Origin of the sequence: Limosilactobacillus secaliphilus, assembly GCF_001437055.1 — a bacterium.
GTDB lineage: Bacteria > Bacillota > Bacilli > Lactobacillales > Lactobacillaceae > Limosilactobacillus > Limosilactobacillus secaliphilus.
Map to the genome: position 1 here is coordinate 150,484 of NZ_JQBW01000006.1, position 24,717 is coordinate 175,200.

Here is a 24,717-nt window from a genome sequence, read left to right on the forward strand (position 1 = left end):
ATAAGAATGATTATTCAACCGAAACCAGGTAAGGATAGACTGGTTGATCGCCTTCATAGACTTCAACGTCTAATTCATCATCCATCTTGCTGATTTCTTTGGCTAATTGATGAGCATACTTCTCGTCGCCATCTGCACCATAGAGGATAGTCACAACGCTGCTTTCGTCGTCCAGCATCTGTTTAACCATCGACTGTGCAGTCGCATCAAGTTCGTCATCATTGGCAACAATCTTACCGTCAACGATGCCCATGTATTGGCCTTCTTTAATTTCCTTGCCATCGATTGAACTATCCCGGATGGCTTTCGTCAACTGACCACTCTTTACCGTATCAAGTACGGATTCCATGGCCTGTTGGTTGGCCTTGATGTCTTCTTCCGGATTGTAGTCCATCAACGAAGAAATGGCCTGCGGAACCGATTTAGTGTGAACCACGGCGACTGGGATGTCAGCAACATTAGCGGCCTGGTCAGCAGCCATAAAGATGTTGCCGTTGTTTGGCAGAAGCAGTGCTTGCTTTGCGCCGCTAGCCTTAATGGCATTAGCAAGGTCGGCAATGCTTGGGTTCATCGTCTGACCACCCTGAATAATTTGGGTGACACCCAAGCTCTTCAACAGTTTTTCGATTCCGGCACCGCTGGCTACCGCAATCACTGCCGTTTCAGGAGCAGGAGCAGCAGCTTGTGCAGGCTTCTCCTCTACCGGATTCTGACTTGCTTCTGCTGGTGTCTCGCCGCTTTCTTCATCCTTTTCCATGATTTCTTCTTGTTGCCAAACCATGTTGTGGATTTCGATCGTCTGCAAGTCACCAAATTCTTGACCCCATGACAAAACCTTGCCTGGGTGTTCAGTGTGGACGTGGACCCGTACTACTGAATCGTCGTTTAAGACCAGCAAGCTGTCGCCAAGTTTAGCCAGGTAATTGTAGAAGGTGTCGTAATCAAACTTCTGCTTAACCTGCTTACCCTTGCCAATCCGGACCAACATCTGGGTACAGTAAGTGTACTTGATGTCTTTAGGATCCAGTTTGCCTTGGACGCTTTCATGATCCATTGCATGAACCATTTGATCAACTTCCGCTTGGTCCGGCTTGTAGTCAGCCTTGCTGATCTCCTTGCCGCTCAATGCGTCATCAAAAGCTTCCAGCACAAAGACCAAGCCTTGACCACCGGAGTCAACCACGCCGACCTGCTTCAAAACCGGCAGCAAGTCAGGGGTCTTCTTCAGTGATTCTTGAGCCGCCGTTGAGATGGTGTGCATAATTTCAACCAAATCATCGGTTTCCTTGATCTTATTCAGACCGGCCTGGGCGGATTCACGCACAACCGTCAAGATCGTCCCTTCAGTCGGCTTCATCACCGTCTTGTAGGCCGTCTTGGCGCCGTTAGCATAAGCGTCCACAAAGTCAGCCGACGTTAATTCTTTATGTCCCTCAGCGGCCTTTGCAAAGCCACGGAAGATTTGGGATAAGATCACCCCAGAGTTCCCACGGGCGCCCATCAAAAGCCCCTTTGCAAATGCCTGGGCCAGGTCGCCAACGTTGGTACTCGTTTCGTTACGTTCATACTTGGCACCACTCTGGATAGTTGATGTCATGTTGGTTCCAGTATCACCATCAGGAACCGGGAAGACGTTCAGCGAGTTAATAAATTCAGCTTGCTGACTTAACCGGCTGGAAGCCGCTTGGACCATTTTGCCAAATTCAAGATTTGTGATTTTCGTAATTGCCAAAACTTTTTTCCTCCTGCATGTATTAGTCATCCATGACCCGTACACCCTGGACGTAGACGTTCACGGAGTTGGCCGTGATGCCAAGCATGGATTCGAGATTATATTTAACCTTACTCTGCACACTCTTTGAAACTTCGGAAATCTTGGTGCCATAGCCAACGATAATGTTGACCTCCACAGCAATGCCATTCTTTTCCTGGCGAACAACTACACCCTTGCTGTAATTGTCACGCTGTAAAATGCGGTTAACACCGTCACGGACCGGTTTACGGCTGGCCATACCAACCACGCCATAGTTGTCAGTTGCTGCGCCGCCAACGACCGTTGAAATTACATCGTTTGCAATATCAATGGTTCCGGAATTGGTTTTAATCTTCACTGCCATGCAGATGGCCTCCTTATCATGATCATGTTTGATAAAATCTCTCTCATTTTAACATAGGAAATCCTAACGGGCACCACCTATTGTCTTCCTCAAAAGGTCTGGATAAAAAAATAAGCCACCCAGAGGGCAGCCACTTTTTATTTAGTTAACCCGAGTCACTTTACCCGACTTCAAAGTACGTGCTGAAACGTAAACCTTCTTTGGCTTACCGTTAACCAAAATGGTTGCTTTTTGCAAATTTGGCTTCCAGCTGCGACGACTTGAGTTAAGGGCGTGGGACCGCTTGTTTCCAAAAGCAGTCTTCTTGCCAGTAATAAAATCCTTAGCCATGGTGGACCCTCCTCTCCTCATCAAACATTTCGTAGCGCAATGCGCTGTAACTCACCTAAATAATTTACCATAGCAGGCGGCGCAATGCAAGATTTTCTTTCAAGTAAATTTCCTTGACAGCATTAATCATTGCCATGCTGCTGGTCAACACTTTGGATTACAGCCACAATTCCCGTCTTTAACGAAAAATGGTTGACCGGTCCGTTAAACTCATTGCTCGACCAGCAAAACGGAATCTGTGAGTCAAAATCATGCAAAGGATACTTCTCATCCGGCAGATTCAACCCTGTGCACGGGACCAGGTTGACAAAGGCTAAGTACCGCATTTCGGCCCGCTTTTGAATTGCATAGTTGCCCGGCCCATAAAAGCTCACATGATTTTCTTTATCAATGAAGTTGAGCCGCCGCAAGTAAGGACGATAAGCCGCTTGCAAAGGCAAGAAAAGGTTGGCTAACAACTGGTCGAGGCGGCCGCCAGTGGCTCCATAGATATTGATCTGGTCGGGTTGAAATTCATGCAGCGCCGCCAGCACCCCTAATTGAGTATCGGTATGCTCCGTTTTGTTTTCAAATACCCGGACAGCCGCGACTTTTTGCTTGAGGGTCGCCAATTCAGTGGCCGAAGTTGAATCAAAATCACCCAGCGCCATGACCGGCACAATCCCCTGTTTCAACAGGTAGGTGGCGCCATAATCGACCCCAATCCACTTGCCAACCTGCGCTACTAATGCTGACTGGGGCGGAATCATATCAACGGGGCCACCCACCATCAGGTTAATCACCTTCATGATAAATCCTTTCTGTATGACAAAAGGGCTGGTAATTGCCAGCCCTTTGAAAAACTATCAACCTTGACTATTTAGTAGCTTCCTTCAAGGTCTTGATCCGGTCTGCAGGATCGTTAGCTACGTAAACGTATGAACCGGCAACAGCGACCGTTGCGCCGGCCTTGTAGCAATCAACAACTGTCTTGTAGTTGACACCACCATCGACTTCGATGTCGAAGTTGTAGCCACGGTCCTTCTTGATTTGGTCAAGTTGAGCAATCTTTTCAACCGTGGAGTGCAGGAACTTTTGACCACCAAAGCCTGGGTTAACGGTCATAACCAGAACTTGGTCAACCATTGACAGAACTGGTTCAATCATCATAACTGGCGTACCTGGGTTGATGACAACTTCAGCCTTAACCCCACCGTTCTTGATAATTTGCAGAGCACGGTGAATGTGCTGGGTAGCTTCAACTTGGACACCAATAATGTCAGCACCGGCGTCAATGAAGCTTGGCAGCAGGTGTTCTGGGTGTTCCACCATCAAGTGGCAGTCCAAAGTCAAGTTAGTGATTGGCCGAATTGCCTTTACAAAGCCTGGGCCGAAAGAAATGTTAGGTACAAAGGTTCCATCCATGATATCGATGTGCAACAGGTCTGCGCCACCCTTTTCAACGCGTTCGATATCATGCTGCAGATGCATGTAGTCAGCACTCAAAATAGAAGGTGCAACTTTGATCATAAATAATTACCTCATTTCAATATTTTGGTTTTTGTTCACGCAACAGTGTTTGAAACTGAACGTAGTTATCATACCTTGACTGTCTTATTTTAGCATTTTTGACGGCACTTTTCACCGCACAGCCCGGTTCTTTTAAATGTAAGCAGCCACGAAACTTGCATTCTGGCGCCAACGCAACCATTTCAGGGAAGCAAGCGGCCAGTTGTTGCGGAGTCATCGCAAAGTCCTCATAGGAAGAAAATCCCGGTGTGTCAGCGACGAGTGCCTGACCAACCTGCAACAACATCACCTTACGCGTCGTGTGCCGACCACGCTTCAAGGCATTCGAAATTTCGCCGGTTGCCAGATCCAACTGGGGGTCCAAATGGTTCAAAAGTGTGGACTTACCGGCACCAGTTTGCCCCATCATCGTCACCGTCTGATTCTTCAAGTTAGCCAACAAAGACGATAGTTGATCGGCGTTGAATGGATCACGGCTTGCAAACACCTGGTAGCCGATTTTTCGATAATCACCGGCCACCTGCTGGATTTGCTGCCATTCGTCGGGACTCAACAAGTCGGTCTTGGAGAAATAGATCACCGGCCGAATCTGTTGCAATTCAAGTGCGATTAGCTGCCGGTCAAGCAAGTTGGCTGAAAAAGCCGGCTGGGCAGCGGCCGTCACGATGACTGCCGTGTCGATATTGGCTACTAACGGCCGTTGCAAAGAATTGCGCCGCGGCAACACTTTCAGCAAATAACCATTTTCAAACTCGACATGGTCGCCCACAACCGGTTTAATCCCACGCTTGCGGAAATTCCCCCGCGCGCGGGTCCGGTAGATTTGGCCATCGCTATAAATGTCATAAAAACCGCTTAATGATTGTTGAATTGTTCCAGTCTGCAAGTTTGACCTCCCTTAACCGGTAATGTTGGTTGCACTCATGATCGCCCGGCCGTTCCGAATCACTTTGTAGGCACCGTATTGGTTTTCACGAAGCGTAAATGGCACGTTGATCGTAGTTTCTTGATTAATAGTAATGTCTTGGTATTCCATCGTCAGGTTATGGTAAGCATCAGCGATATAAACCTGAACCCGATTTTCCTTACGTCCACCATTGCCATCAAACGGGATATTAATCTGAATATTGGTGGTCCGCATCTGGTTACCTGAACTGGCGACCTGGACCGTCAGCGTATCGCCCTCATTGAGCTTCGAACCCTTCTTCGGTGTTTGCTTGATCACGTGGTTTGTTGGCACCGAATCAGAATGTTTGTTGGTAACCGTCAGTTGCAAATGGTGCTTGTTGGCAAAGGACTGGACATCGCTTATGTCTTTGTTCCGGAAATTAGGAATCTTGACAGCCTTTTTACCCGCACTAACAGTCAGCACAACCGGTTTATCACTCGGCTTGACGGTTGAACCAGCACTAATGTTTTGCTTTAAGATTTCGCCCTTGGATGCGGAATCTGAATACTTTTCTTTCTTCTTGACCGTGAAGCCACGATCACGCAGGTCGGCAGCCGTTGAATCATAATCATTACCGACATAATCGGCCATCTTCCAGCTGGTGACTCCGTCGCTCACGACGACATTCACTTCTTGGCCGAATTTCAGCTTGTCAGGACTCGCAACGCGGACGATCTTGCCCTTCGCGACCGTTCGACTATGTGTCCGAGTGATGTTGCCAAGACGTAAGTGCCGCTTTCTCAAGGTGTTCTGCGCCTGGACGGCTGTCTGGTTCTCCAAATTAGGCACGGCGATCGGCCGGTTAAAGTAATAGCCAGCACCACCGGCTAAGACGATTAAGCCCGCCGCTGTGCCAATCAACCACCGCTTGCTGAATTTATGTCCTGTATGCTTTGGATTAGACTGCTGCTGATCGTTTTCATCTGACTGCTTTTCAGCGTCTGAATGCTCCTGATGATCTTGGTTTTGGGCCTGCTCATGCATATCCTTGACGCTCAAAACCTTCGTTTCATCATTGTCATGGTCGTTAATCACTAACGGCTTTTCATTGGCCCGTGAAGGATCCAGACTAGTCTTTAAGTCTGACCCCATCTCAGCCGCCGAAGCATAACGCTGCTGCGGGTCTTTGGCAGTAGCCTTAATCACAACATTCTCTAGTGCTTGTGGAATATTAGGGTTAATTGCCCGTACCGAAGGAATTTGTGAGCGGAAGTGCTTGATCGCAATCGAAACCGCATTTTCACCCTCAAACGGTACCTTGCCAGTCAGCAATTCAAACAGAATAATCCCCAAAGAATAAATATCGGAGCGTTTTGTGGCCACACTGCCCCGTGCCTGTTCAGGCGACAGGTAGTGAACTGAGCCCATCACCGTATTGGTTTGGGTCATTGTATTTTCCGAACTGGCCGTTGCAATTCCAAAGTCGGTAATTTTAACGTTTTTATTTTCGTCAATCAGGATGTTTTGTGGCTTCAAATCACGGTGAATAATACCATGCTCGTGAGCTGCTTCCACGGCCGACAAAACCTGTTCCATGATGTCGATCACTTGCGCCAGCGGAATTGGGAAATGCTTACTGATATATTGTTTCAGATCGGTCCCTTTAACATACTGCATGACCATGAATTGCATGCCATGATCCTCACCAACATCGTAAATACCAACGATGTGTGGATCATTTAAACGTGTCGCAGCTGTGGCTTCATGCTGGAAACGCCGCTTGGTCTGCGGATCATCACGCAGATCCAAACGCAGTAATTTGACAGAGACTTCCTTATCTAATACTAAGTCGCGTGCAAGATAAACATTTGCCATCCCGCCCTCACCAAGTGGTCGAATAATCTGGTAACGACTACCTAGTTTGTATCCGGGTTCCATGTATTATTGCCTCTCTTGGTCGTTCAAACTAATTAAGACGGTCACATTGTCCGGTCCACCAGCCTCATTGGCCATGTGGATAAGCGTTTGACATTTACTTCCTAAATCAAGCGAATCATTGGTTAACACTGTCTTCATTTCTTGGTTCGACAGCATTTTTGACAAACCATCACTGCATAATAACAGCTGATCACCCATCTTGAATGGAAAAGCGTTGACATCCGCTTGTGCATCATAGGAAACACCAATCGCCCGCGTGATGATGTTGTTCTGCGGAGAAAGCCGCGCATCACGCTCAGACATGTCACCTTTTTTGACTAATTCGTTTACTAAGGAGTGGTCATTGGTAATCTGGGTTAAGTACTGATCGTGGAATAAGTAGCCACGACTGTCACCGATGTTGGCAATTACTAATTGATTGTTTGGGAAAATAATGGCCGCCACCAGCGTAGTGCCCATTCCTTGGTAAAGATAACTTTCAGTAGATTTTTTCAATACTAATTGGTTAGCTAACTGCACCTGATCGATAAACCACTTTTTGGCATGTTTAACGTTCTTCGGTGCACTCGCTTGGAAATGCTGACCGATAAATTTAACGGTTAATTGGGCGGCGACATCGCCACTGCGATTGCCACCAATTCCATCAGCGATGATCGCTAAAATGCGGTCATCATGCTTATACACGTTCACGCGATCCTGATTTTCAGAGCGCTGCTTTCCAATGTCAGTTTGATAGGCTGTAATCATGAGTGTCTCCCAATAAATTATTACTTCATGCGCTTTAAGGACGCGATGAAGAAACCATCAGAACCGTAATCACTCGGCAAGATCGTGAGTGTATCTGAATGACGGTCAGACTTAATCGCACGTTTGGTTTTCACTTTTAACAGCTTAAATGATGACTGCTCTTTTAAAAATGCTTGAACTGTCGCATCATTTTCCTGCCCTAAAATAGTGCACGTGCTGTAAGTAATTATACCGCCTTTTTTGACTTTCGGGGCGATTGCACGCAAGATTGCCAACTGAATTTTATGCAAATGCTGACTGTCAGCTAAAGTCTTGTCATAACGAATTTCCGGTTTACGGCGCATGAGACCGATTCCAGAGCATGGCGCATCAACCAAAATGCGATCAAAACTTTCATCAGCAAAGGTCGAATCCACCTTCCGCGCATCCAGTGCCTGAGCATCAACAACTTCTGCCAATCCCAGCCGCTGCATGTTTTTCATAATCAGTTGCACCTTATGGGGATGAATGTCCAAAGCGGTAACTCGGCCCTTACCCTTAGCCAAGCAGGCTGCAATCTGCCCAGTCTTACCACCTGGCGCTGCGCAGGCATCTAAGACTGTTTCATCACCATTCAGTTGCATTGCTTCAACGGCCAGCATGGCACTTTCATCTTGCACGGTCACTAAGCCATTCTGAAAGGCTGCTGAATGCAAAAGGTCACCCTTGTCGACAATCAAGCCATCTTGGGCAACTTTGCTCGGTGTCGTTTCAATTCCTTCCTTAGCCAATTGTGCTTGAGCAGCGTCAACATTAAGATGGGACGTGTTAACCCGCACCGAGATTTTGGCGGGTTGATTAATGGACGAGAGAATGGCCATCATCTGCGTTTTGCCATACTGTTTTTCCAGTTCCTTAACCAGCCATTCTGGCACACTCTCCTTGATTGACCAGTACTGGATCGGATCAGTGATTGCTTTTAAGTCTCGCGGCCCTTGCTTCAGATAAGCATGTAAGACCCCGGTAACAAAACGCCGAATCCCGGCATTGCCACGAAAACGAGCGATCTTAATGGCTTCGTTGGTCACCGCCCAAGCAGGCACCCGGTCTAAATACTGATACTGGTACACAGACATCAACAAGAGTGCATGCACCCAGTCGTCCAAATTCTGGTGAACCAGTGGTGCCAGGTAATAATCCAAAGTAAGGCGATGTTGCAGGACCCCATACACCAGATTAGTGATCAGGCGCCGATCGGCATCGTTGTTGGCCTTCTGCAGGCTGCTATTTAATTGCAGGTTAGAATAAGCGCCCCGCTGTACTCGGTCCAATACGGCCAAAGCAAGATAACGGGGCGTAGTTGTGATTGATTTAGTCATCGGTAATTGCAGTTACTCCTGGTTGCAGATTTTGGTGGCCGTTCAGGTAGGCAGTGATATCCATCACCGACTTACCTGCCGGCTGCAAACGATTGATCTGGTAAGTCGTACCATCACCAGCCGAAATTACTAGCGTATGCTTATCAACCCGTACGACTTTCCCGGGTTCCAGTGATGTTCCTTCCTTCAATGGGGTCACATCATAAATCTTCGTCCGCTGATTATCGAGGATCATATTGCCGACCGGGTCTGGACGGAGGCCCCGTACCAAGTCATCGATACGGTCCGCCGGCAGTTGGTAATCAATTCGTTCTTCTTCAGGTTTAATGTTTGGTGAGAAGACAACCTTACTCTCATCCTGCTTAATGGATGGAGCAGTGCCATCAATGATTTGTGGCAAAGTCTTCATCAAGAGATCGCGGCCAACCAAACTTAATTTCTTAAACATCGTGCCGCTATCATCGTCCTTGGTGATTGGCTCAGTTTGCTGGGCAATGATATCGCCTGCATCCATCTTCTTGACCATGTGCATGATGGTCACACCTGTTTCCTTATCACCATTCATGACAGCATACTGAATTGGTGCTCCACCACGATACTTAGGCAGGAGCGAACCATGCACATTAATTGCCGCAATCTTGGCAGCCGCCAACATTTTGGTCGGCAAAAATTGACCATAGGCAGCTGTGATCATCAAGTCAGGTTGTAGATCAATAACAGTTTGCATCTCAGGACTGCCGGATAGTTTTTGTGGTTGTAAAACTTTCAGGCCATGCTCTTTAGCAAACACTTTCACTGGTGATTCAGTCAGTGTATGTTTGCGGCCCACCGGACGGTCTGGTTGGGTCAACACTGCCTGAATTTCGTATTGTGGAGCGTCAACCAGTGCCTCTAAAATTGGCACCGCAAATTCCGGTGTCCCCATAAATACAATTGTTGTCATTATCTATAACCTCCGTTTCAAGGTTTCATTACAAGAAGTATTGCGGGTCTGGATCAATCACTAATTCCACATCGCGCGGATATTGCTGCTGAGCGTATTGTAACATTTTTGTCAAACATTGATGCAAAGCAGGGTCGTGGCGATACTTGATAATAATTTGATAATAATACCGTCGCTTTAGTCGCGCAATAGCTCGGGGTGTTGGTCCAAGAATGATTGTATCCTTTGCCAGTCCCGTTAAGTGCGCCTTCAAATCATAAATAACTTTAGCGGCCTCTTTTTCCTCAGGGTGGCTGGCCATCAGTTTAACCGTATAGAAATACGGCGGATAGCCCGCCTGTGAGCGAATATTCATTTCTGTGGCAAAGAAATGATCATAATCATGAGCCTGAGCCAACCGAATCGCATAGTTATCAGGGTTAAAGGTCTGGATGATCACCTGCCCCTTTTTATCTGCCCGGCCAGCTCGGCCACTCACTTGTGACAGCAAGTCAAATGTCCGTTCACTGGCCCGAAAATCGGGAATGTCCAAGCCAGTATCTGCATTTAACACGCCGACTAAGGTCACGTTGGGGAAGTCCAGGCCTTTGGCAATCATTTGCGTACCCAGCAAGATATCGGCTTCATGATTGCCAAATTCCCGTAACAGTTTTCCATGCATCCCCTTGCGCCGGGTAGTATCAACATCCATGCGGATCACCCGTGCTTGCGGCAACAAGTGATGCAGTTCCATCGCGACTTTTTCGGTGCCCGTGCCATAATAACGAATTTGCCGACTATGACAATTGGGACAAACCGATGGGATCGGCTCCTCATGACCACAATAATGGCATTTCATCGTATGCGTGTCCAAATGCATGGTCAACGAAATGTCACAATTAGGACACTTCAATACGTAACCACACGACCGGCACATCATAAATGATGAAAAGCCACGCCGGTTCAACATCAAAATACTCTGTTCGTGCTTTTGCAAGCGATCATTTAACGCGCTCAGTAATTCAGTTGAGAAGTTGCTCTCCCCACGGGCCTGAATCTCAGGACGCATGTCAATTACCTGGATTGGGGGTAACGGTTGTTGGTTGATCCGGTGAGCCAAAGTTAGTAGTTGATAATTACCTGCCATGGCCCGCGCATAACTTTCCAAACTCGGAGTGGCCGAACCCAATAATAAGGGACAGTGATGGTAGCGACTCCGCCATTTTGCCACTTTGCGGGCATGGTAACGCGGCACGTCATCTTGCTTATAACTGCTTTCATGTTCCTCATCCATAATGATGATGCCGATGTTTTTTAAGGGCGCAAAAACAGCTGAACGCGCGCCAACCACGACAGATGCCTCTCCGCGCTCGATTCGCCGCCATTCATCATAACGTTCCCCGCTAGATAAAGCAGAGTGAATAACGGCCACTTGTTTGCCAAAGCGGCCACGCACCTGGTCAACAATTTGCGGAGTTAACGAAATTTCTGGTACTAGCAAGAGAGCGGATTGGCCCTTCTTTAAGGCATGGGCAATTGCGTGCAAGTATACTTCAGTCTTGCCGCTGCCAGTGACACCACGCAAGAGAAACGTCTGCGCCTGTTCTTGATCGATGTCTTTGACGACTGGTGCCAAAACCTGTTCCTGGTCATGGGTCAATTTTAAGGGCTTAGTCAGTTCACGTTCGCTAGGAACCCGCCCTGAATCAGGGATTCGATAACGTTCAATCTGGCCCTTTTTCAGCCAGCCCTTCTTCATACCCATGCTGAAAGCAGCACTGTTTAAACCGCTCTCCTTCTCTGCTTGCATTAAAGTCACAGTATGTCCCTGAAGGTTCTGCAGGTAGGCAGCTAGGCGTTGCTGAACTTTGGCATTTTTGCGCAAATCATGCAGTACATCTTCAAGCTGCAAAAAGTCCATGGCCGGTGTGATGGTGGTTACCATCTTGACTTTGGCCCGGTCAACTACCTGGTACTCAAAGCGAATCTTGCCCGCTCTTCTCAATTTCAGCAATTGACTGACAGCATCCGGGTCATTTTGGACATCAGCAAAATCCAGCTCATCACCACCCTTAAATAAATTCAGGCTGGTCTGCTCGTCAATTTCATCGACAATCCTTACGACTCGTTTGGACTGAGCCTTCAGCACATTGGGCAGCATCGTATAAATACAAGAAATCCAAAATGAGTAGGTATCGTCGGCCATCCATTTGCTCAGCTCGAGCAACTCTGGGTTCACTACGGGCGTCAGATCCATTAAACCGGATAAGGGTTTCAGTTGACCATCATATGAAGTCGGCTCATCCAAGCCAACGATAAATCCTTGTACTTCCCGCTGGCCCTTGCCAAACGGGACGATTACCCGCATGCCAATCTTAACTTGGTGGGATAGGCGGTCCGGAATTTGATAAGTATATGGACGATTAGTCTGCATTGTTGGTACATCAACAATCACTTGCGCTAATTCCGGCATCGCTTACTCCTCCTTATTTTGACAATTCCTTCACGACTAATCTCATCAGCCGCTGGGCAACCGCGTCTTTGGACAACAGTGGCCAAGCATCCGGCTCCTGATGGGGTTGCAGAATAGTGACTTGATTAGTGTCGACCCCAAAGCCACTGCCTGCTTTGGCCACATCGTTTGCAACAATCATATCCGCATGTTTGCTGGCCAGTTTATGCTGAGCGTTGGTCAATAAATCCTGCGTTTCTGCCGCAAAACCAATCACCAGCTGTGACTGTTTCTTCTCACCCATCCGCTTCAAAATATCTGGGGTAGTGCTAAGATGCAGAGTCCAGGTGTTTTCACCCGCATGCTTCTTGATCTTTTCATCCGCCATCTGTTGTGGCTTAAAGTCAGCAATTGCCGCCGCCATCACCAAGGCATCACAATCGGCAAATTGCTGGTCAACTTGCTCTAACATTTCTTCAGTCGTGCGAACCCGAATAGTCTGCAAACGCGAATTTTCAGGGACGGGAACCGACATCGTACCCGCAATTAAGGTCACGTTGGCACCCATCATAAGAGCGGCTTTAGCGATGGCTAGTCCCATTTTGCCAGAAGAACGATTACCGATAAAACGAACTGGGTCAATGTATTCAAGGGTACCACCAGCAGTTACCAGGATTTTACGACCGGCTAACGGCCCTTCTTGACTATCAAGCTGCTTTTCGACAAATTGAGCAATCACATTCGGCTCTGGGAATCGACCCTTGCCGGCATATCCTTCAGCCAGTTGTCCAAAAGCTGGATCCATAACTAAATAGCCATCTGTTTTTAATAAACGTAAATTTCGTTGCGTTGCATCTTTTTCCCACATATGAGAATTCATTGCTGGGACGACAATTGTTGGCGCATGAACTGCTAAAAGCGTGCTGGTCACCGCGTCATCGGCGATTCCATTTGCCATTTTTGCAATAACATCCGCACTCGCAGGGGCTACGATGGCTAAGTCGGTCCAGTCAGCCAATTCAATATGGCCAATTTTTCCGTCGTTTTGGTCAAACAAATTGGTTAATACTGGCTGGTGAGTCAAGGAAGCAAAGGTATCGACACCAACAAACTTAGTGGCCGCACTGGTCATTGCAACGCGGACTTGATGCCCATCTTTTTGCAGTTGCCGCAGCAGATAAACCGTTTTGTAAGCGGCAATGCTGCCGGTGACGAAAATCGTGATATGAGCCATAAGAGCCTCCTTTTATTAAAAGTGGAGAAATAAAAACGGGGCTAGGCAATACCCAGCTCCCGTATGCCTGACTTATAGCCAGGATTAATCCTGTTTATCTTCGGTGTGGTCAGGGTCAATAGTGACCTTCCCCGCTTCAATTTCTTCGAGTGCCATGCCGACTGACTTAGCGGACTTGTAGTGGTCAAGCAGTAACGGCTTGTCACCTTCCATGTTTACCGGCTTGTCACCATGATCAGCATCCCACTTATCACGGAAGTACTTATCAATTTCATGAGCACGCTTGCTGGCCAACATGATTAATGAGTAACGAGAATCGACCCGCTTGAGTAATTCATCAACTGAAGGAAATAAAATCATTTTTTCGAATCTCCTAACATCTCTAAGTAATCAGGCATTACCCTTTGGACACGCAACCGTTCTGTCTTAATGATGCCCTTAATCTTTTCAACGGCATTGTCGACGGTGTCATTAACGACTGCATAGTCATAATTCTGCATCATTTCAATTTCACCAACAGCCTTGTGGATCCGCTTATTGATCACTTCCATACTGTCAGTTCCACGATGAATGAGGCGGTGTTTGAGTTCCATTAAGTCCGGTGGGGTCAAGAAAATGAAGACGCCATCTGGCCGCTTGGAACGAACCTGCATTGCACCATTGACTTCGATTTCCAAGAATACATCCTTGCCTGAAGCCAAAGTCTCATCAATATACTTTAATGGGGTGCCGTAATAGTTGTCAACATACTTGGCATATTCCAGCATCTGACCACTCTGAATGTTCTTCTCAAACTCCTCTTTGCTGACAAAGAAGTAATCAACACCATTCTTCTCGCCTGGGCGCGGCTTCCGCGTCGTCATCGAGATTGAATACTGAAAATCATTGCCAGGCTGGCTAAACAGGGCCTTGCGCACTGTCCCCTTACCAACACCGGAAGGTCCCGAAAGAACAATCAACATTCCACGTTTTGTCATAACTAAGCTTTCCCCTCGTTTATATCAGAAAAGTATTATTAATATTGTGCCTTAAAAACGCCGTTAATTCAAGTCATCCCAGATATTTCAGCTGTATTTTCACACCTTTGCCGAAAGAAAATCCTTGCATTCTTGAACATGTGTTCGGTATACTAAGAATGCAAACAAATGTTCGGGAGGACGATTCTTATGCAAATGTCGGCACAATCACTTTTTTCACGCAACAACCGCTTAGCAAACTATTTCCAAGATTTCTTTGATCCAGCTCCACAAACAGACGACGAAGTTCAATTGCTGCCCGTTGAACCACTATTTCAGCGTCGCCTTTTCTTAAAGAAGGCCATTGAAGCCAAACGCCCCGTCTTTCTTCAATTAGACCCTGTTACTGACGAAGGTCACACCATTAACATCCGTGGGTTAGTTCACCCCATCGACCATGGACGTTTTTGTGTCACTGCCCGCAATCTTACTTACATTTTTCGTTTAGACCAGTTGCGTTACATCGCTGGTTAACATTTCTGCCATTCGGTTAGTATAAGAATCATAAAAAGCAGGTTACTTGATTTTCACCCTTAAAGTCACGCTCCAACTCTAAGGTCGTCAATCAGTACGCCTGCTTTTAGTTTAATGTGCCATATCCAATAATTCTTGCGCGTGTTCGCGTGTTAACTTCGTAATTTTTTCTCCAGCAAGCATCCGGGCCAATTCATCGACTCGTTCTTGATTGTTCAGGTGTTTAACTTCCGTCACCGTCCGTTGCTTTTGCAGGTGTTTGCTAATCAAGAAGTGGTGCTGAGCAACTGCCGCAACTTGTGGCAAATGCGTGATACACAGAACTTGCGAATTAGCCGCAATCAGCTTGATCTTATCAGCAATCCCTTGAGCCACTCGACCGCTGACCCCAGTATCCACTTCGTCAAAAATAATACTCGTCACACCTTCGACACGGGCAAAGATGGTCTTCAAAGCGAGCATTACCCGTGATAATTCACCACCAGATACGATTCGGACTAATGGTCCCAACCGTTCGCCAGGGTTGGTTTGAATATAGAATTCGACGTTGTCCTGGCCAGTTGGGGTAAATGTGAGCTGGTCTTTTGCTTTGAACTTAACTTCAAAAACCGCTTTATCCATATACAGGTCGCTCAATTGAGTATGGACTTTGCGTTCCAGTTGACTAGCAGCTTTCACCCGCATCGTATGCAGCTGGCCGGCCAATTCGCTTAATTGCTTAGTTAAATCCTGCAACTGCTGCTCTAAGTCATCATTTGAGTCAGCCGCGCCTTCCATCTTAGCCAGCTCTTTCTTGATTTGATCATAGTAATTCAAGACATCGGTTAGCGAATCACCATACTTATGTTCGAGGTCCCCAATCAACGTCAGCCGATCGTTAATCTGTTGCAATAGGCCATCGTCATAAGCCAAATTATCCAGTTCATGTCCTGCCTGGTTAGCAGCGTCTTGCAGATTATAGTATGAATCAGTAATGCTCTTCGCCAAATCATCATACTGGTCGTCAAACTGACTAATCTGACTGGTAGCATCCATCAGTGAAGCCAGTTGGTCTAACACTGGTGCACCTTCATCACCATTCAGCACGGTGATCACATCCTGCAAGGTTTGGTTGATTTGCTGAAAATGTTCCAGTCGGTCACGCTGGGTGGTCAGCTGTTCTTCCTCATCCGGCTTCAGCTGTGCATCTGCAATTTCCTTGACCTGGTAGCGCAGCATGTCAAGCCGTTGCGCCCATTGCTGCTCGTTAGCCTGCTTTTTTTCCAGGGTTGCCTTCACTTGTGAATAACGTTGGTAAAGAGACTGGTACTTTTCTCTCAAGTTGAGCAAGTCAGCCCCGGCAAATTGATCGAGCATTTCTAGGTGCTGATCTGGCTGCAAGAGCCGCTGACTGTCGTTTTGTCCCTGAATATCGACTAAGGCACTACCGATCTTCTTGAGGACAGTGGTATTAATCAGCGTTCCATTGACCCGGATTGTGTTACGGCCACTGCGGTGAATTGTCCGTGAAATGATCAGGACCCCGTCATCATGGTTGATGCCTAAATCATCCAGTTCCTGCAAGTAAGCTGGACGATTGGGAAGTGTGAATTGTCCTTGGACCTCTAACTTATCGCTACCCTTACGGATCAATTCCTGTGATCCACGCCGACCAGCTAAGAGGCTCACTGCATCAATGATGATAGATTTACCGGCACCAGTTTCACCGGTCAACACCGTCATGTGGTCATCAAAATCAAGTGACAAGTGCGGAATAATCGCTAAATCATCAATCGTTAATTCCTGGAGCACAGCAAACCCTCCTCTTCTTTATTGTAACGAAGTCAGTTTACGCTCAAAGGCAATAGCATCAGCTGCTGATTGACAAACCACCAGCACACTGGTGTCGTCACCAATTGCCGTAAACACTTCCGGATAATTCATCTGTTTAATCAACATGGCAGCGACCGGACCGTTGCCTGGCTTCAACGCTAATGAGAGGAAACGATCGGAGCGCTTCAGGGAAATCAAGCCATGCTTCAGTGTGTCAACTAATTGGTTGCTCCGGTTCCCGCCCTGCTGAATGGGCAGACTGTAATGGTAACCGCCGCCCACACTGGGCACCTTCACCAGCTGCATTTCCTTAATGTCTCGGGATACCGTTGCTTGAGTAACTTGAATGCCTTCTTCTTGCAGCAAACGCACCATATCTTCTTGGCGCTCAACCTGCTGATTAGCAATTAAATCTTTTATTTTGGCTTGACGGATAGCTTTTTTCATTTATTCTGTCCCTTACCTTTCAAATCCTCATAGGCGCGATCGATTACCTCATTGATGTTTACCGATGGGTCCATCTTCCCGGTCGAATCGCTTAAACGCAGGTGCACTAGGAATTCTATGTTACCTTGACCACCCTTGATTGGTGAGTAATCCAAGGCCAAAACATCAAAATGGTCCTCCAATGCAAACTGCAAAACGTGTTGCAATACCGCTTCGTGAGTCGATCGTTTATGAATGATCCCGTTTTTGCCAACATGATCGCGACCGGCTTCAAACTGCGGCTTGATCAAGGCAACCACCGATCCGCCTTGTTTCAAAATATGAGCCAGTGGTGGCAGAATCATACTCAACGAAATAAAGGAAACATCAATTGAGGCAAATTCCGGCTGACCGTGAGTGAAGTCTTCCAGCTTGCTGTAACGGAAATTAGTTTGTTCCATTACCACCACCCGGGGATCCTCACGCAGTTGCCAGACCAGCTGATTGGTACCCACGTCTAAGGCATAGCTTAATTTGGCGCCGGCTTGTAGCATGACATCGGTAAAGCCGCCAGTGGATGAACCGATGTCTAAGACCGTCAATCCGGAGACGTCAATATGAAAGACCTTTAACGCCTTGGCCAGTTTCAAACCACCACGGCTAACGTAAGGCATCTTCTTACCCTTCATATGCAAAGTCGTTTCAATCGGAATCTTTTGACCCGGTTTATCCAGCCGTTCGTTGTTTTTACCTAAGATTTCACCGGCCATCACAGCCCGTTTAGCCTGTTCACGAGAGTCAAACAAGCCCTGTTTAACTAATAAAACGTCAACTCGTTCTTTTTTCATCTTTTTTCCTTCAATAAAGTTTAATACTGAAAATATGCCAAAAAGTCGTCTAACAATTTAAAGTCGCCAACACCGCTGGCGATCAGTTGCTGCTGATCATCACGAGCGGCACTAAGCGCCTGGTCCAATGCCTTTTTGGTGCCTTCTACACCGACTAGGCTCGGATAGGTGTTCTTTTGTTCATCGGCATCTTTATGGACAGCCTTACCCATTTTGGCCTCACTACCAATGACGTCCATCAAATCATCATAGATCTGGAAGGCCAAGCCATAATGAGCACCAAACTGTCCCAATAGTTGGCAAGTTTGTTCAGACGCCTGGGCAATCACCCCACCAGCAAGAACACTATATTTTAGTAGTGCTCCTGTTTTCTTAGCATGCAACTTTTTCAGCTGAGCAAGGGGTAATTGGGTACCTTCATAATGAATATCCATTGCTTGACCAGCCACCATCCCGGCTGGACCGGCAGCCTCAGACAACAGTTGAACCAACTTTAAGCGAACTTCAACAGGCAAATCATTTTCACTGACCCACTGAAAGGCTAAGGTTAACAAGCCGTCACCAGCCAGAGTGGCCATTCCTGCACCAAAACGACGATGGTTAGTCGGCAAAAAGCGCCGCAAATCATCATTATCCATCGCAGGCAGGTCATCATGAATCAAAGAATAGGTGTGCAACAATTCAACTGCACAAGCAGCCCGCTGGACATTTTCATCCAACTCCTGCCCCAAAGCGTGCGCCACGGCCAGTGTTAATGTTGGCCGCAAGCGTTTGCCACCGGCCATCAGCGAGTAACGCATTGATGAATAAAGCGTTGCTTGATCACAGTCGGCTGCCAGGTGCTTGGCCAAATACTGGTCCACCAATCTTTTCAATTCCGCAATTGTCATCATGCCACCTCGTTAAGCATCTTTGAATGGCAGGTTATCATCATCGTCTTGGTCATCCGCCTTGTCGACGAATTCGGATTGGTAACCTTGATTTTTAACGCCATTATTGGCGAGGTCTTCACCTTTTTCTTCGGCCGGTTTAACATTGCCATTTTCGTCCACTAACTGGGCTAAGGTCTTTTGTGACTTGTCTAATTGGGTCTGCAGCTTGTTAGCGAGCTTGGTGCCCTCCTTGAAATTTTTTAGGGCGTCTTCCAATGACAAATCCCCTTGCTGCAAATTGTTGACGATCGTTTGCAACTGGGCCATCTGTTCTTCAAAAGTAACTTTTTTTCTAGCGGTTGCCATGATTTGTCCCATCCTTCTTTATTAATTTAATCTCTGCTTCTGCCGTTCCATCTGCCAGGTGGATCACAACTTTATCAGCCGGCTTTAGTTGCGAGACTTTCTTGACGACTTTATCTTTCAGGGTCACGTAACTATAGCCGCGCGCCAAAATTGTTGTTGGGTTCAACGCCTGCAACTGTTGCTGCAAACCAGCTAAAATCCCTGTCTTTTTCTGCAGGTTCATCTGTAATCCAGCAGCTAATTGCGAGCGCAAATGCTGGACTTTTCCCCAGTCGCGAACTAATTGAACTCGTGGCGCATTCTGATTCAACTGTGCTTGCAATTGCTGGAGATTACCTTGCTTGTCAGCCAGCAAATTTGAGAAGGCCATTTGCAATTTCTGCTTGCTATCATCAACTTGTTGCTGATACTGAGTCAATAAACGCTCAGGTTGCTTAAAAACATAGTTATTCTGTAGGGCATCCAACTGTGTCTGGGCCTGGCGAAGGATATTCACCGTGCCGGTATAGAGTTGATGTTGATACTGCTGCAACTGAGCTAAGACATCATCCAACAACCATGCAGATGCCTTCACCGCCGCACTAGTTGGCGTCGCTTCACGATCATCCGCTGCCAGATCGGCGATGGTGGTATCGACTTCGTGGCCAACAGATGAAATCACCGGAATAATCGAATCAGCAATGGCTCGGCCAACGACTTCTTCATTGAAAGTCCAGAGATCGGCTCTTGAACCACCACCACGGGCAACAATCAACACATCAAAATTACCGTCTTGGTTGACCCGTCTGATTTGTTTTGCAACCATCGGGGCGGCATCGTCACCTTGCACTTTCGTCGGATAAAACACCAACTGGATCAAAGGGTTCCGCCGCCGAAAAGTGGTAATCATATCATGCTTGACGGCCGCATCGTTGCTGGTCACGATGGCCACTCGTCTAGGAAATGGCGGAATGATTTTCTTCGGCCGGTCAAACAGTCCTTCCTTCTTTAGCTTGGCGTACATCTGACGGAAGGCAATTTCTAATGAACCGGTGCCAGTAACCTCCATTCGGCTGACATAAAATTGGTAAGAGCCACGGTTGGGATAAACGTCAACGTGCCCATAAACCAGGACTTTCATCCCGTTTTCTGGCTTGAACTTTACCGATGAAAACTCGCGAGCAAACATTACGGCGTCAATTTGGTAAAGCTCTTGGTCGGGCAGGTCGGCATTATCGTCCTTCAACGAAAAGTACTGGTTGCGGCTGCGTAAACGGAAGTTGGTCAGTTCACCCTGCAACCAAAAATTTTGTTGATAAATATACGGGTCAGCCCGAAATTTACGGCGAATATACTTTGTCAGCTGATTCACCGTTAACGGCTTTTCTGCGGGCATATTACTCACTCCACTCTGCTAAATCAACCGTCTGTTCCATCAAACTAGCAATCGTCATCGGGCCAACACCACCAGGAACCGGCGTAATTTTTGCGGCCACTTTTTGAACGTCTTCAAAGTCGACGTCGCCAACCAAATGACCACTAGAATTACGGTTAATACCCACGTCGATCACGGTCGCTCCCTTCTTGACATCTGCAGCATGAATGAAGTTTGGCTGTCCAACACCGACAATTAAGAGGTCAGCATTTTGGGTATAGTACTGCGGGTTCGGTGTCAGGTGGTTGAGCATTGTGACCGTCGCGTTGGCGTTGGTCAATAACGACAGCATCGGCTTACCTACTAAGTTGCTGCGGCCAATAATGACGGCATTACTACCAGCAATCGGCACCTGATACTTGCTCAACATCGTCATGATGCCGCGGGGCGTACAAGGAATCGGGTAGTTGCCCTCTTCATTGCCGTACAATTTACCCACATTCACCGGGTGAAAGCCATCAACGTCTTTGGCCGGGTCAATTGCTTGCACCAGCGTCGTCTCATCTAATTGAGATGGCAGGGGTGACTGCACCAAAATTGCATTGATACGGTCATCATTATTGAACTCCTGGATGGTTGCCAACACTTCAGCTTGACGGGCATCCGCCGGAAAGCGTTTGAGAATTGAGCGAATTCCTAGTTTCTTGGCTTTACGGTCCTTGTTGCGGGTATAGATCACACTAGCTGGATCATCCCCAACCAGAATTACCGCGATTCCTGGAACAATCCCTTTTTTCTTCAACTGGGCCACGCGCCGAGCAGTAGTTGCATTCAATTCTGCCGCAGAATTACGGCCATCGATTATGGTTGCCATGAGAACCTCCTTAGATGAAACAAAGGACCCCTGTCACGTAGCAGGAGTCCATTAGCTATTATTTATTTGCGTGCTCTTGTTCGTAATGACCTAAAACGCCGTTAATGAACCGCCGCGATTTATCATCACTAAAACTCTTCGCTAATTGCAATGCTTCATTGATTGCAACTGCAACCGGCAGCTTTTCATATTGTAGTTCGTATAAGGCCAGCCGCAAAATAACTAGGTTTGGGCGCTCCAGACGATCAATTGTCCAACCAGTAGACAGATAGTGGGCGATGGTTTGATCAATTTCATCTTGATGATCCAAAACACCATCGACCAGTTCTTCTAAATAAGCTGGCACGTCTTCATTCGGCCCTAATTTCAATAACTGACGATAAAGCTGGTCACGGTCTTCATCAGGAGTTGCCACTAAGGCAAACAGTGTTTGGAACGCCGCAATCCGGATGGTGTGTCGACTAAAACTCACTTTGCGTCCTCACTTTCCTGTGCATCTTGACCAAAGATATCATTTGGATCGATTTCCTGGTCCGGCTTGGTTGGGGTAATGCCCTGCACATGAACATTAACCAGCCCCACCTTCAAGTCGGTCATCAAGGCCACCTGCTGCTTGATCTTGTTTTGGATTTCAGCGGCAACCTGCGGCACATCTTTGCCATAGTCAACGTAAACCGCAACATCAAAAGTCAATGAGTGGTCGTCCTCAATCGTCAAGTGAACGCCACGACGATAATCGGACCGTCCCAGGATTTCACCAACATTATTAGCAAATGTCCCATGCATGCGGGAAACTCCATCCACTTGGCTGGCGGCAATCCCGGCGATAAATTCTAACACTTGTGGTGCAATTTTGATCGAACCCATGCTCTGATCTTCATTGCTTAACCGAATTGCTGTATCTTCTGCCATTATTTGACCTCCATTGTGGTGGAATGCCACCGATTTTTCAGTTCATTATTATTTAGCAATATCCATTTTATTTTGCACTAAGCCAGCGCAAAATGCAACTCTCGACCGCGGTTATTAATCAACAACCACTAAGTCTGTTGGTGTCTGCGTCAGTTGCTGGGCCGGGCCATGACCAATCACTAAGTCATCCTCGATTCGTACACCACCTAACCCAGGGACGTAGATACCAGGTTCAACCGTAATCACTTCATTGGTTTGCAGGTGCAAGCGTTTGGAGTTTGGTCCATAGGCCATTGGCATTTCATGAACGGCCAGGCCAATCCCATGACCCATTCCATGAATGAAGCGCTGGCCCAGGCCGGCTTCTTCAATTATTTGACGGCCATATTGATCAAGGCTGGCACCATCAATCCCGGTTTGAGCATGCTCAATCACCGCATCATGAGCTGCCAATACCAAGCCATACATTTCTTTGAGTTCCGGAGCAACGGGCCCCATCGCAAAGGTCCGGGTCATGTCCGCCGTATAACCATTGAGATAATAGCCAAAATCAAGGGTCACTAACTCGCCGGCTTGGATTTGCCGGTCGCTTGCCGTTGCGTGTGGCTTGGCACCGTTGATCCCACTGGCAACGATGGTAGGAAAAGAAGCCGCACTGGCGCCCCTCTCTTTTAACCAGAAATCCAGACGGTTGGCAACCTCCCGCTCGGTCATCCCTGGTTGGACAATACTCAGAACGTAGCGATAGCCGTCATCCAATAAGCGCGCCGACTGAGTCAATTGTTCAATTTCGTTAATGTCTTTAATCTCCCGCATCTGCTCAATCAGCTGTTTGAAGGGGACCAAGTCAGTCAGCATCAAGTCATCGAGCAGGTCATACAGCGCATAGGACATCGACTCTTCAAAGCCTAAAACCGCAATGTCCATCCCCTGGCAAATTTTGCTTAGGCTGCCATAGTAATCGCTGCTGATGGTGGCCACCACTTCATCATTATCAAATTCCGCCAACGCTTCTGCATAGCGAGCGTCAGTGACGATAATGGCATTCTCTTCTGTGATCAGGAGGAAACCGTCGCCAGCCTCTAAGTGGAAGCCGCTTAGGTAATAAATGTTGAGCGGATCGGTTACCAAAAAGGCATCGATATACAATTCAGGGAATCGTTTCTGTAAACGGGTAATTCTGGTCATAATACCTACCTTCGCATCGTTATTTAATGACTTTATTCTATCACCAAGCGCTTAACGACTCGTAATTAGCCACAAAAAAAGACCCGTGCAAGAACACAGGTCTTTTTCAATGAATGATTTAGGCTTCTTCAGCTTCAGCAACTGGGTATACAGAAACCTGACGCTTGCTACGACCAAGGCGTTCAAACTTAACAACACCATCGATCTTTGCAAACAGGGTGTCATCACCACCACGGCCAACATTGGCACCTGGGTTGATGTGAGTACCACGTTGCCGGTAAATGATTGAGCCGGCAGTTACCATCGAACCATCAGCGGCCTTGGTACCAAGACGACGACCAGCTGAGTTCCGACCGTTGGCAGTGGAACCGCCCCCTTTGTGGTGGGAGAAGAATTGGAGATCCATAATCATAGTTGTTCACCTCCAGCATGAACTTCATTTAATTTAATTCTAACGAAATTTGGATACTGCTCTTGAATATCTTCCATGGCATTCAAGAAAGTATTCATCAAGATTTGCGCATCATGACCAGGATCAATATGGGTGACCAGTAAATAACCGCCATCAGCTGCATCTCTTTCAACTTCTGGATGATCATGGACAACCTTCGTCAATCCATTCACCGTTGAAATCGACAACACCGAGACAGCTGCACAAACAATGTCGTGACCATAATCACCGGCATTCGCATGGCCAGTCAGCTTAAACGCAACGGTTTGGTGATCAGGAGTTATTGAAAAAATAGCTTTAATCATCTTTCAACCTTAGGCGTTAATCTTATCAACAGTCAGCTTAGTGTATGGCTGACGGTGACCCTGCTTGGTGTGGGTGTGCTTCTTTGGCTTGTACTTGAAGGTAACAACCTTCTTGTCCTTACCCTGCTTTTCAACAGTAGCTTCAACTGAAGCACCATCAACATAAGGTTGGCCGATCTTAACGTCGTCACCACCGACAAAAACAACTTTATCGAAAGTTACCTTGTCGCCAGCCTTGACGTCAAGCTTTTCAACAAAGATTGACTTGCCAGCTTCAACCTTGTATTGCTTACCACCGGTAACAATAATTGCGTACATCTTGT

Annotated in this window: 28 protein-coding genes; 1 reads left to right on the forward strand and 27 read right to left on the reverse strand. The window is 47.2% G+C overall.

All coding sequences use genetic code 11. The features are described 5' to 3' along the window. Positions 1 to 10: 10 nt before the first annotated feature. The 14 genes from IV45_RS02665 to gmk form a co-directional block, all read right to left on the reverse strand. Positions 11 to 1,732 (reverse strand): DAK2 domain-containing protein, encoded by a 1,722-nt coding sequence (locus IV45_RS02665; RefSeq protein WP_057740482.1) that lies wholly within the window; start codon positions 1,730 to 1,732, stop codon positions 11 to 13. A gap of 22 nt (positions 1,733 to 1,754) precedes the next feature. Then, a complete protein-coding gene (locus tag IV45_RS02670) occupies positions 1,755 to 2,117 on the reverse strand; it encodes an Asp23/Gls24 family envelope stress response protein (RefSeq protein ID WP_057740484.1) in 363 nt (120 codons plus the stop codon). Between the two features lie 141 nt (positions 2,118 to 2,258). After that, positions 2,259 to 2,447, reverse strand: a complete 189-nt coding sequence (rpmB, locus tag IV45_RS02675; protein WP_057740485.1) for a 50S ribosomal protein L28 — start codon at positions 2,445 to 2,447, stop codon at positions 2,259 to 2,261. 122 nt (positions 2,448 to 2,569) lie between these two features. Then, positions 2,570 to 3,235 (reverse strand): thiamine diphosphokinase, encoded by a 666-nt coding sequence (locus IV45_RS02680; RefSeq protein WP_057740487.1) that lies wholly within the window; start codon positions 3,233 to 3,235, stop codon positions 2,570 to 2,572. Positions 3,236 to 3,302: 67 nt separating this feature from the next. Further along, a complete protein-coding gene (rpe, locus tag IV45_RS02685) occupies positions 3,303 to 3,956 on the reverse strand; it encodes a ribulose-phosphate 3-epimerase (protein ID WP_057740489.1) in 654 nt (217 codons plus the stop codon). A gap of 16 nt (positions 3,957 to 3,972) precedes the next feature. Next, entirely contained in the window at positions 3,973 to 4,842 is an 870-nt protein-coding gene (gene rsgA, locus IV45_RS02690; RefSeq protein WP_057740490.1) for a ribosome small subunit-dependent GTPase A, read from the reverse strand. 12 nt (positions 4,843 to 4,854) lie between these two features. Next, a complete protein-coding gene (gene pknB, locus IV45_RS02695) occupies positions 4,855 to 6,783 on the reverse strand; it encodes a Stk1 family PASTA domain-containing Ser/Thr kinase (RefSeq protein ID WP_057740491.1) in 1,929 nt (642 codons plus the stop codon). Positions 6,784 to 6,786: 3 nt separating this feature from the next. Beyond that, entirely contained in the window at positions 6,787 to 7,530 is a 744-nt protein-coding gene (locus IV45_RS02700) for a Stp1/IreP family PP2C-type Ser/Thr phosphatase (protein ID WP_057740492.1), read from the reverse strand. A gap of 20 nt (positions 7,531 to 7,550) precedes the next feature. Further along, a complete protein-coding gene (rsmB, locus tag IV45_RS02705) occupies positions 7,551 to 8,888 on the reverse strand; it encodes a 16S rRNA (cytosine(967)-C(5))-methyltransferase RsmB (RefSeq protein WP_057740493.1) in 1,338 nt (445 codons plus the stop codon). Continuing rightward, positions 8,881 to 9,831: a methionyl-tRNA formyltransferase gene (gene fmt, locus IV45_RS02710; protein ID WP_191980006.1), complete on the reverse strand. Its 951-nt coding sequence runs from the start codon at positions 9,829 to 9,831 to the stop codon at positions 8,881 to 8,883. Before fmt ends, rsmB begins: the two co-directional genes overlap by 8 nt. Positions 9,832 to 9,859: 28 nt before the next feature. Beyond that, positions 9,860 to 12,283, reverse strand: coding sequence for a primosomal protein N' (gene priA, locus IV45_RS02715; RefSeq protein WP_057740496.1), 2,424 nt, complete (start codon positions 12,281 to 12,283; stop codon positions 9,860 to 9,862). Between the two features lie 13 nt (positions 12,284 to 12,296). Continuing rightward, positions 12,297 to 13,496 carry a bifunctional phosphopantothenoylcysteine decarboxylase/phosphopantothenate--cysteine ligase CoaBC gene (coaBC, locus tag IV45_RS02720; RefSeq protein ID WP_057740497.1) on the reverse strand — a complete coding sequence of 400 codons (1,200 nt, stop codon included), beginning with the start codon at positions 13,494 to 13,496 and terminating at the stop codon, positions 12,297 to 12,299. An 84-nt stretch (positions 13,497 to 13,580) separates the two neighbouring features. Continuing rightward, positions 13,581 to 13,856, reverse strand: coding sequence for a DNA-directed RNA polymerase subunit omega (gene rpoZ, locus IV45_RS02725; protein WP_057740498.1), 276 nt, complete (start codon positions 13,854 to 13,856; stop codon positions 13,581 to 13,583). Next, the gene (gene gmk, locus IV45_RS02730) at positions 13,853 to 14,473 is read right to left on the reverse strand and encodes a guanylate kinase (protein WP_057740500.1); all 621 of its coding nucleotides are present in this window, start codon (positions 14,471 to 14,473) and stop codon (positions 13,853 to 13,855) included. The genes rpoZ and gmk overlap by 4 nt, the downstream gene beginning before the upstream one ends. A 189-nt stretch (positions 14,474 to 14,662) precedes the next feature. Between gmk and IV45_RS02735 the strand changes: the two genes are divergently transcribed. Further along, positions 14,663 to 14,986, forward strand: coding sequence for a hypothetical protein (locus IV45_RS02735; protein WP_057740502.1), 324 nt, complete (start codon positions 14,663 to 14,665; stop codon positions 14,984 to 14,986). A 111-nt stretch (positions 14,987 to 15,097) separates the two neighbouring features. On the opposite strand, the gene recN is transcribed toward IV45_RS02735, so the two are convergent. From recN to rplU, 13 genes are all read right to left on the reverse strand, one after another. Beyond that, positions 15,098 to 16,777, reverse strand: a complete 1,680-nt coding sequence (gene recN / locus IV45_RS02740; RefSeq protein ID WP_057740503.1) for a DNA repair protein RecN — start codon at positions 16,775 to 16,777, stop codon at positions 15,098 to 15,100. Between the two features lie 18 nt (positions 16,778 to 16,795). After that, the gene (locus IV45_RS02745; protein WP_057740505.1) at positions 16,796 to 17,245 is read right to left on the reverse strand and encodes an arginine repressor; all 450 of its coding nucleotides are present in this window, start codon (positions 17,243 to 17,245) and stop codon (positions 16,796 to 16,798) included. Beyond that, entirely contained in the window at positions 17,242 to 18,072 is an 831-nt protein-coding gene (locus IV45_RS02750; RefSeq protein WP_057740506.1) for a TlyA family RNA methyltransferase, read from the reverse strand. Before IV45_RS02750 ends, IV45_RS02745 begins: the two co-directional genes overlap by 4 nt. A 20-nt stretch (positions 18,073 to 18,092) precedes the next feature. Further along, positions 18,093 to 18,965 (reverse strand): polyprenyl synthetase family protein, encoded by an 873-nt coding sequence (locus tag IV45_RS02755; protein ID WP_057740508.1) that lies wholly within the window; start codon positions 18,963 to 18,965, stop codon positions 18,093 to 18,095. Between the two features lie 9 nt (positions 18,966 to 18,974). Next, positions 18,975 to 19,310 carry an exodeoxyribonuclease VII small subunit gene (locus tag IV45_RS02760; protein WP_057740509.1) on the reverse strand — a complete coding sequence of 112 codons (336 nt, stop codon included), beginning with the start codon at positions 19,308 to 19,310 and terminating at the stop codon, positions 18,975 to 18,977. Continuing rightward, positions 19,297 to 20,685: an exodeoxyribonuclease VII large subunit gene (xseA, locus tag IV45_RS02765; protein WP_057740510.1), complete on the reverse strand. Its 1,389-nt coding sequence runs from the start codon at positions 20,683 to 20,685 to the stop codon at positions 19,297 to 19,299. The genes IV45_RS02760 and xseA overlap by 14 nt, the downstream gene beginning before the upstream one ends. Position 20,686: 1 nt before the next feature. Beyond that, positions 20,687 to 21,538, reverse strand: a complete 852-nt coding sequence (locus IV45_RS02770; RefSeq protein ID WP_057740511.1) for a bifunctional 5,10-methylenetetrahydrofolate dehydrogenase/5,10-methenyltetrahydrofolate cyclohydrolase — start codon at positions 21,536 to 21,538, stop codon at positions 20,687 to 20,689. 58 nt (positions 21,539 to 21,596) lie between these two features. Next, a complete protein-coding gene (gene nusB / locus IV45_RS02775; RefSeq protein ID WP_057740513.1) occupies positions 21,597 to 22,010 on the reverse strand; it encodes a transcription antitermination factor NusB in 414 nt (137 codons plus the stop codon). Next, positions 22,007 to 22,450: an Asp23/Gls24 family envelope stress response protein gene (locus tag IV45_RS02780; protein ID WP_057740514.1), complete on the reverse strand. Its 444-nt coding sequence runs from the start codon at positions 22,448 to 22,450 to the stop codon at positions 22,007 to 22,009. Before IV45_RS02780 ends, nusB begins: the two co-directional genes overlap by 4 nt. Positions 22,451 to 22,564: 114 nt before the next feature. Continuing rightward, positions 22,565 to 23,638, reverse strand: a complete 1,074-nt coding sequence (locus tag IV45_RS02785) for a M24 family metallopeptidase (protein WP_057740515.1) — start codon at positions 23,636 to 23,638, stop codon at positions 22,565 to 22,567. Positions 23,639 to 23,756: 118 nt separating this feature from the next. Beyond that, positions 23,757 to 24,050 carry a 50S ribosomal protein L27 gene (gene rpmA / locus IV45_RS02790; RefSeq protein WP_057740516.1) on the reverse strand — a complete coding sequence of 98 codons (294 nt, stop codon included), beginning with the start codon at positions 24,048 to 24,050 and terminating at the stop codon, positions 23,757 to 23,759. Beyond that, complete coding sequence (locus IV45_RS02795; protein WP_057740518.1) at positions 24,047 to 24,394, reverse strand: ribosomal-processing cysteine protease Prp; 348 nt, start codon at positions 24,392 to 24,394, stop codon at positions 24,047 to 24,049. Before IV45_RS02795 ends, rpmA begins: the two co-directional genes overlap by 4 nt. 9 nt (positions 24,395 to 24,403) lie before the next feature. Further along, a complete protein-coding gene (gene rplU, locus IV45_RS02800) occupies positions 24,404 to 24,712 on the reverse strand; it encodes a 50S ribosomal protein L21 (RefSeq protein ID WP_057740519.1) in 309 nt (102 codons plus the stop codon). Between the last annotated feature and the right edge of the window lie 5 nt (positions 24,713 to 24,717).

What these genes read in the sequence shown, in the direction of transcription:
- priA (WP_057740496.1), bottom strand. Translation starts at nt 12,283, where the DNA reads ATGCCGGAATTAGCGCAAGTGATTGTTGATGTACCAACAATGCAGACT.
- rsmB (WP_057740493.1), bottom strand. Translation starts at nt 8,888, where the DNA reads ATGACTAAATCAATCACAACTACGCCCCGTTATCTTGCTTTGGCCGTA.
- IV45_RS02745 (WP_057740505.1), bottom strand. Translation starts at nt 17,245, where the DNA reads ATGAAAAAAGCTATCCGTCAAGCCAAAATAAAAGATTTAATTGCTAAT.
- IV45_RS02735 (WP_057740502.1), top strand. Translation starts at nt 14,663, where the DNA reads ATGCAAATGTCGGCACAATCACTTTTTTCACGCAACAACCGCTTAGCA.
- IV45_RS02770 (WP_057740511.1), bottom strand. Translation starts at nt 21,538, where the DNA reads ATGGCAACCATAATCGATGGCCGTAATTCTGCGGCAGAATTGAATGCA.
- IV45_RS02670 (WP_057740484.1), bottom strand. Translation starts at nt 2,117, where the DNA reads ATGGCAGTGAAGATTAAAACCAATTCCGGAACCATTGATATTGCAAAC.
- rpoZ (WP_057740498.1), bottom strand. Translation starts at nt 13,856, where the DNA reads ATGATTTTATTTCCTTCAGTTGATGAATTACTCAAGCGGGTCGATTCT.
- IV45_RS02795 (WP_057740518.1), bottom strand. Translation starts at nt 24,394, where the DNA reads ATGATTAAAGCTATTTTTTCAATAACTCCTGATCACCAAACCGTTGCG.
- IV45_RS02780 (WP_057740514.1), bottom strand. Translation starts at nt 22,450, where the DNA reads ATGGCAGAAGATACAGCAATTCGGTTAAGCAATGAAGATCAGAGCATG.
- xseA (WP_057740510.1), bottom strand. Translation starts at nt 20,685, where the DNA reads ATGCCCGCAGAAAAGCCGTTAACGGTGAATCAGCTGACAAAGTATATT.
- IV45_RS02680 (WP_057740487.1), bottom strand. Translation starts at nt 3,235, where the DNA reads ATGAAGGTGATTAACCTGATGGTGGGTGGCCCCGTTGATATGATTCCG.
- pknB (WP_057740491.1), bottom strand. Translation starts at nt 6,783, where the DNA reads ATGGAACCCGGATACAAACTAGGTAGTCGTTACCAGATTATTCGACCA.
- coaBC (WP_057740497.1), bottom strand. Translation starts at nt 13,496, where the DNA reads ATGGCTCATATCACGATTTTCGTCACCGGCAGCATTGCCGCTTACAAA.
- IV45_RS02750 (WP_057740506.1), bottom strand. Translation starts at nt 18,072, where the DNA reads ATGAAAAAAGAACGAGTTGACGTTTTATTAGTTAAACAGGGCTTGTTT.
- IV45_RS02755 (WP_057740508.1), bottom strand. Translation starts at nt 18,965, where the DNA reads ATGATGACAATTGCGGAATTGAAAAGATTGGTGGACCAGTATTTGGCC.
- gmk (WP_057740500.1), bottom strand. Translation starts at nt 14,473, where the DNA reads ATGACAAAACGTGGAATGTTGATTGTTCTTTCGGGACCTTCCGGTGTT.
- rpmB (WP_057740485.1), bottom strand. Translation starts at nt 2,447, where the DNA reads ATGGCTAAGGATTTTATTACTGGCAAGAAGACTGCTTTTGGAAACAAG.
- rplU (WP_057740519.1), bottom strand. Translation starts at nt 24,712, where the DNA reads ATGTACGCAATTATTGTTACCGGTGGTAAGCAATACAAGGTTGAAGCT.
- fmt (WP_191980006.1), bottom strand. Translation starts at nt 9,831, where the DNA reads ATGACAACAATTGTATTTATGGGGACACCGGAATTTGCGGTGCCAATT.
- IV45_RS02700 (WP_057740492.1), bottom strand. Translation starts at nt 7,530, where the DNA reads ATGATTACAGCCTATCAAACTGACATTGGAAAGCAGCGCTCTGAAAAT.
- IV45_RS02760 (WP_057740509.1), bottom strand. Translation starts at nt 19,310, where the DNA reads ATGGCAACCGCTAGAAAAAAAGTTACTTTTGAAGAACAGATGGCCCAG.
- IV45_RS02785 (WP_057740515.1), bottom strand. Translation starts at nt 23,638, where the DNA reads ATGACCAGAATTACCCGTTTACAGAAACGATTCCCTGAATTGTATATC.
- rpe (WP_057740489.1), bottom strand. Translation starts at nt 3,956, where the DNA reads ATGATCAAAGTTGCACCTTCTATTTTGAGTGCTGACTACATGCATCTG.
- rpmA (WP_057740516.1), bottom strand. Translation starts at nt 24,050, where the DNA reads ATGATTATGGATCTCCAATTCTTCTCCCACCACAAAGGGGGCGGTTCC.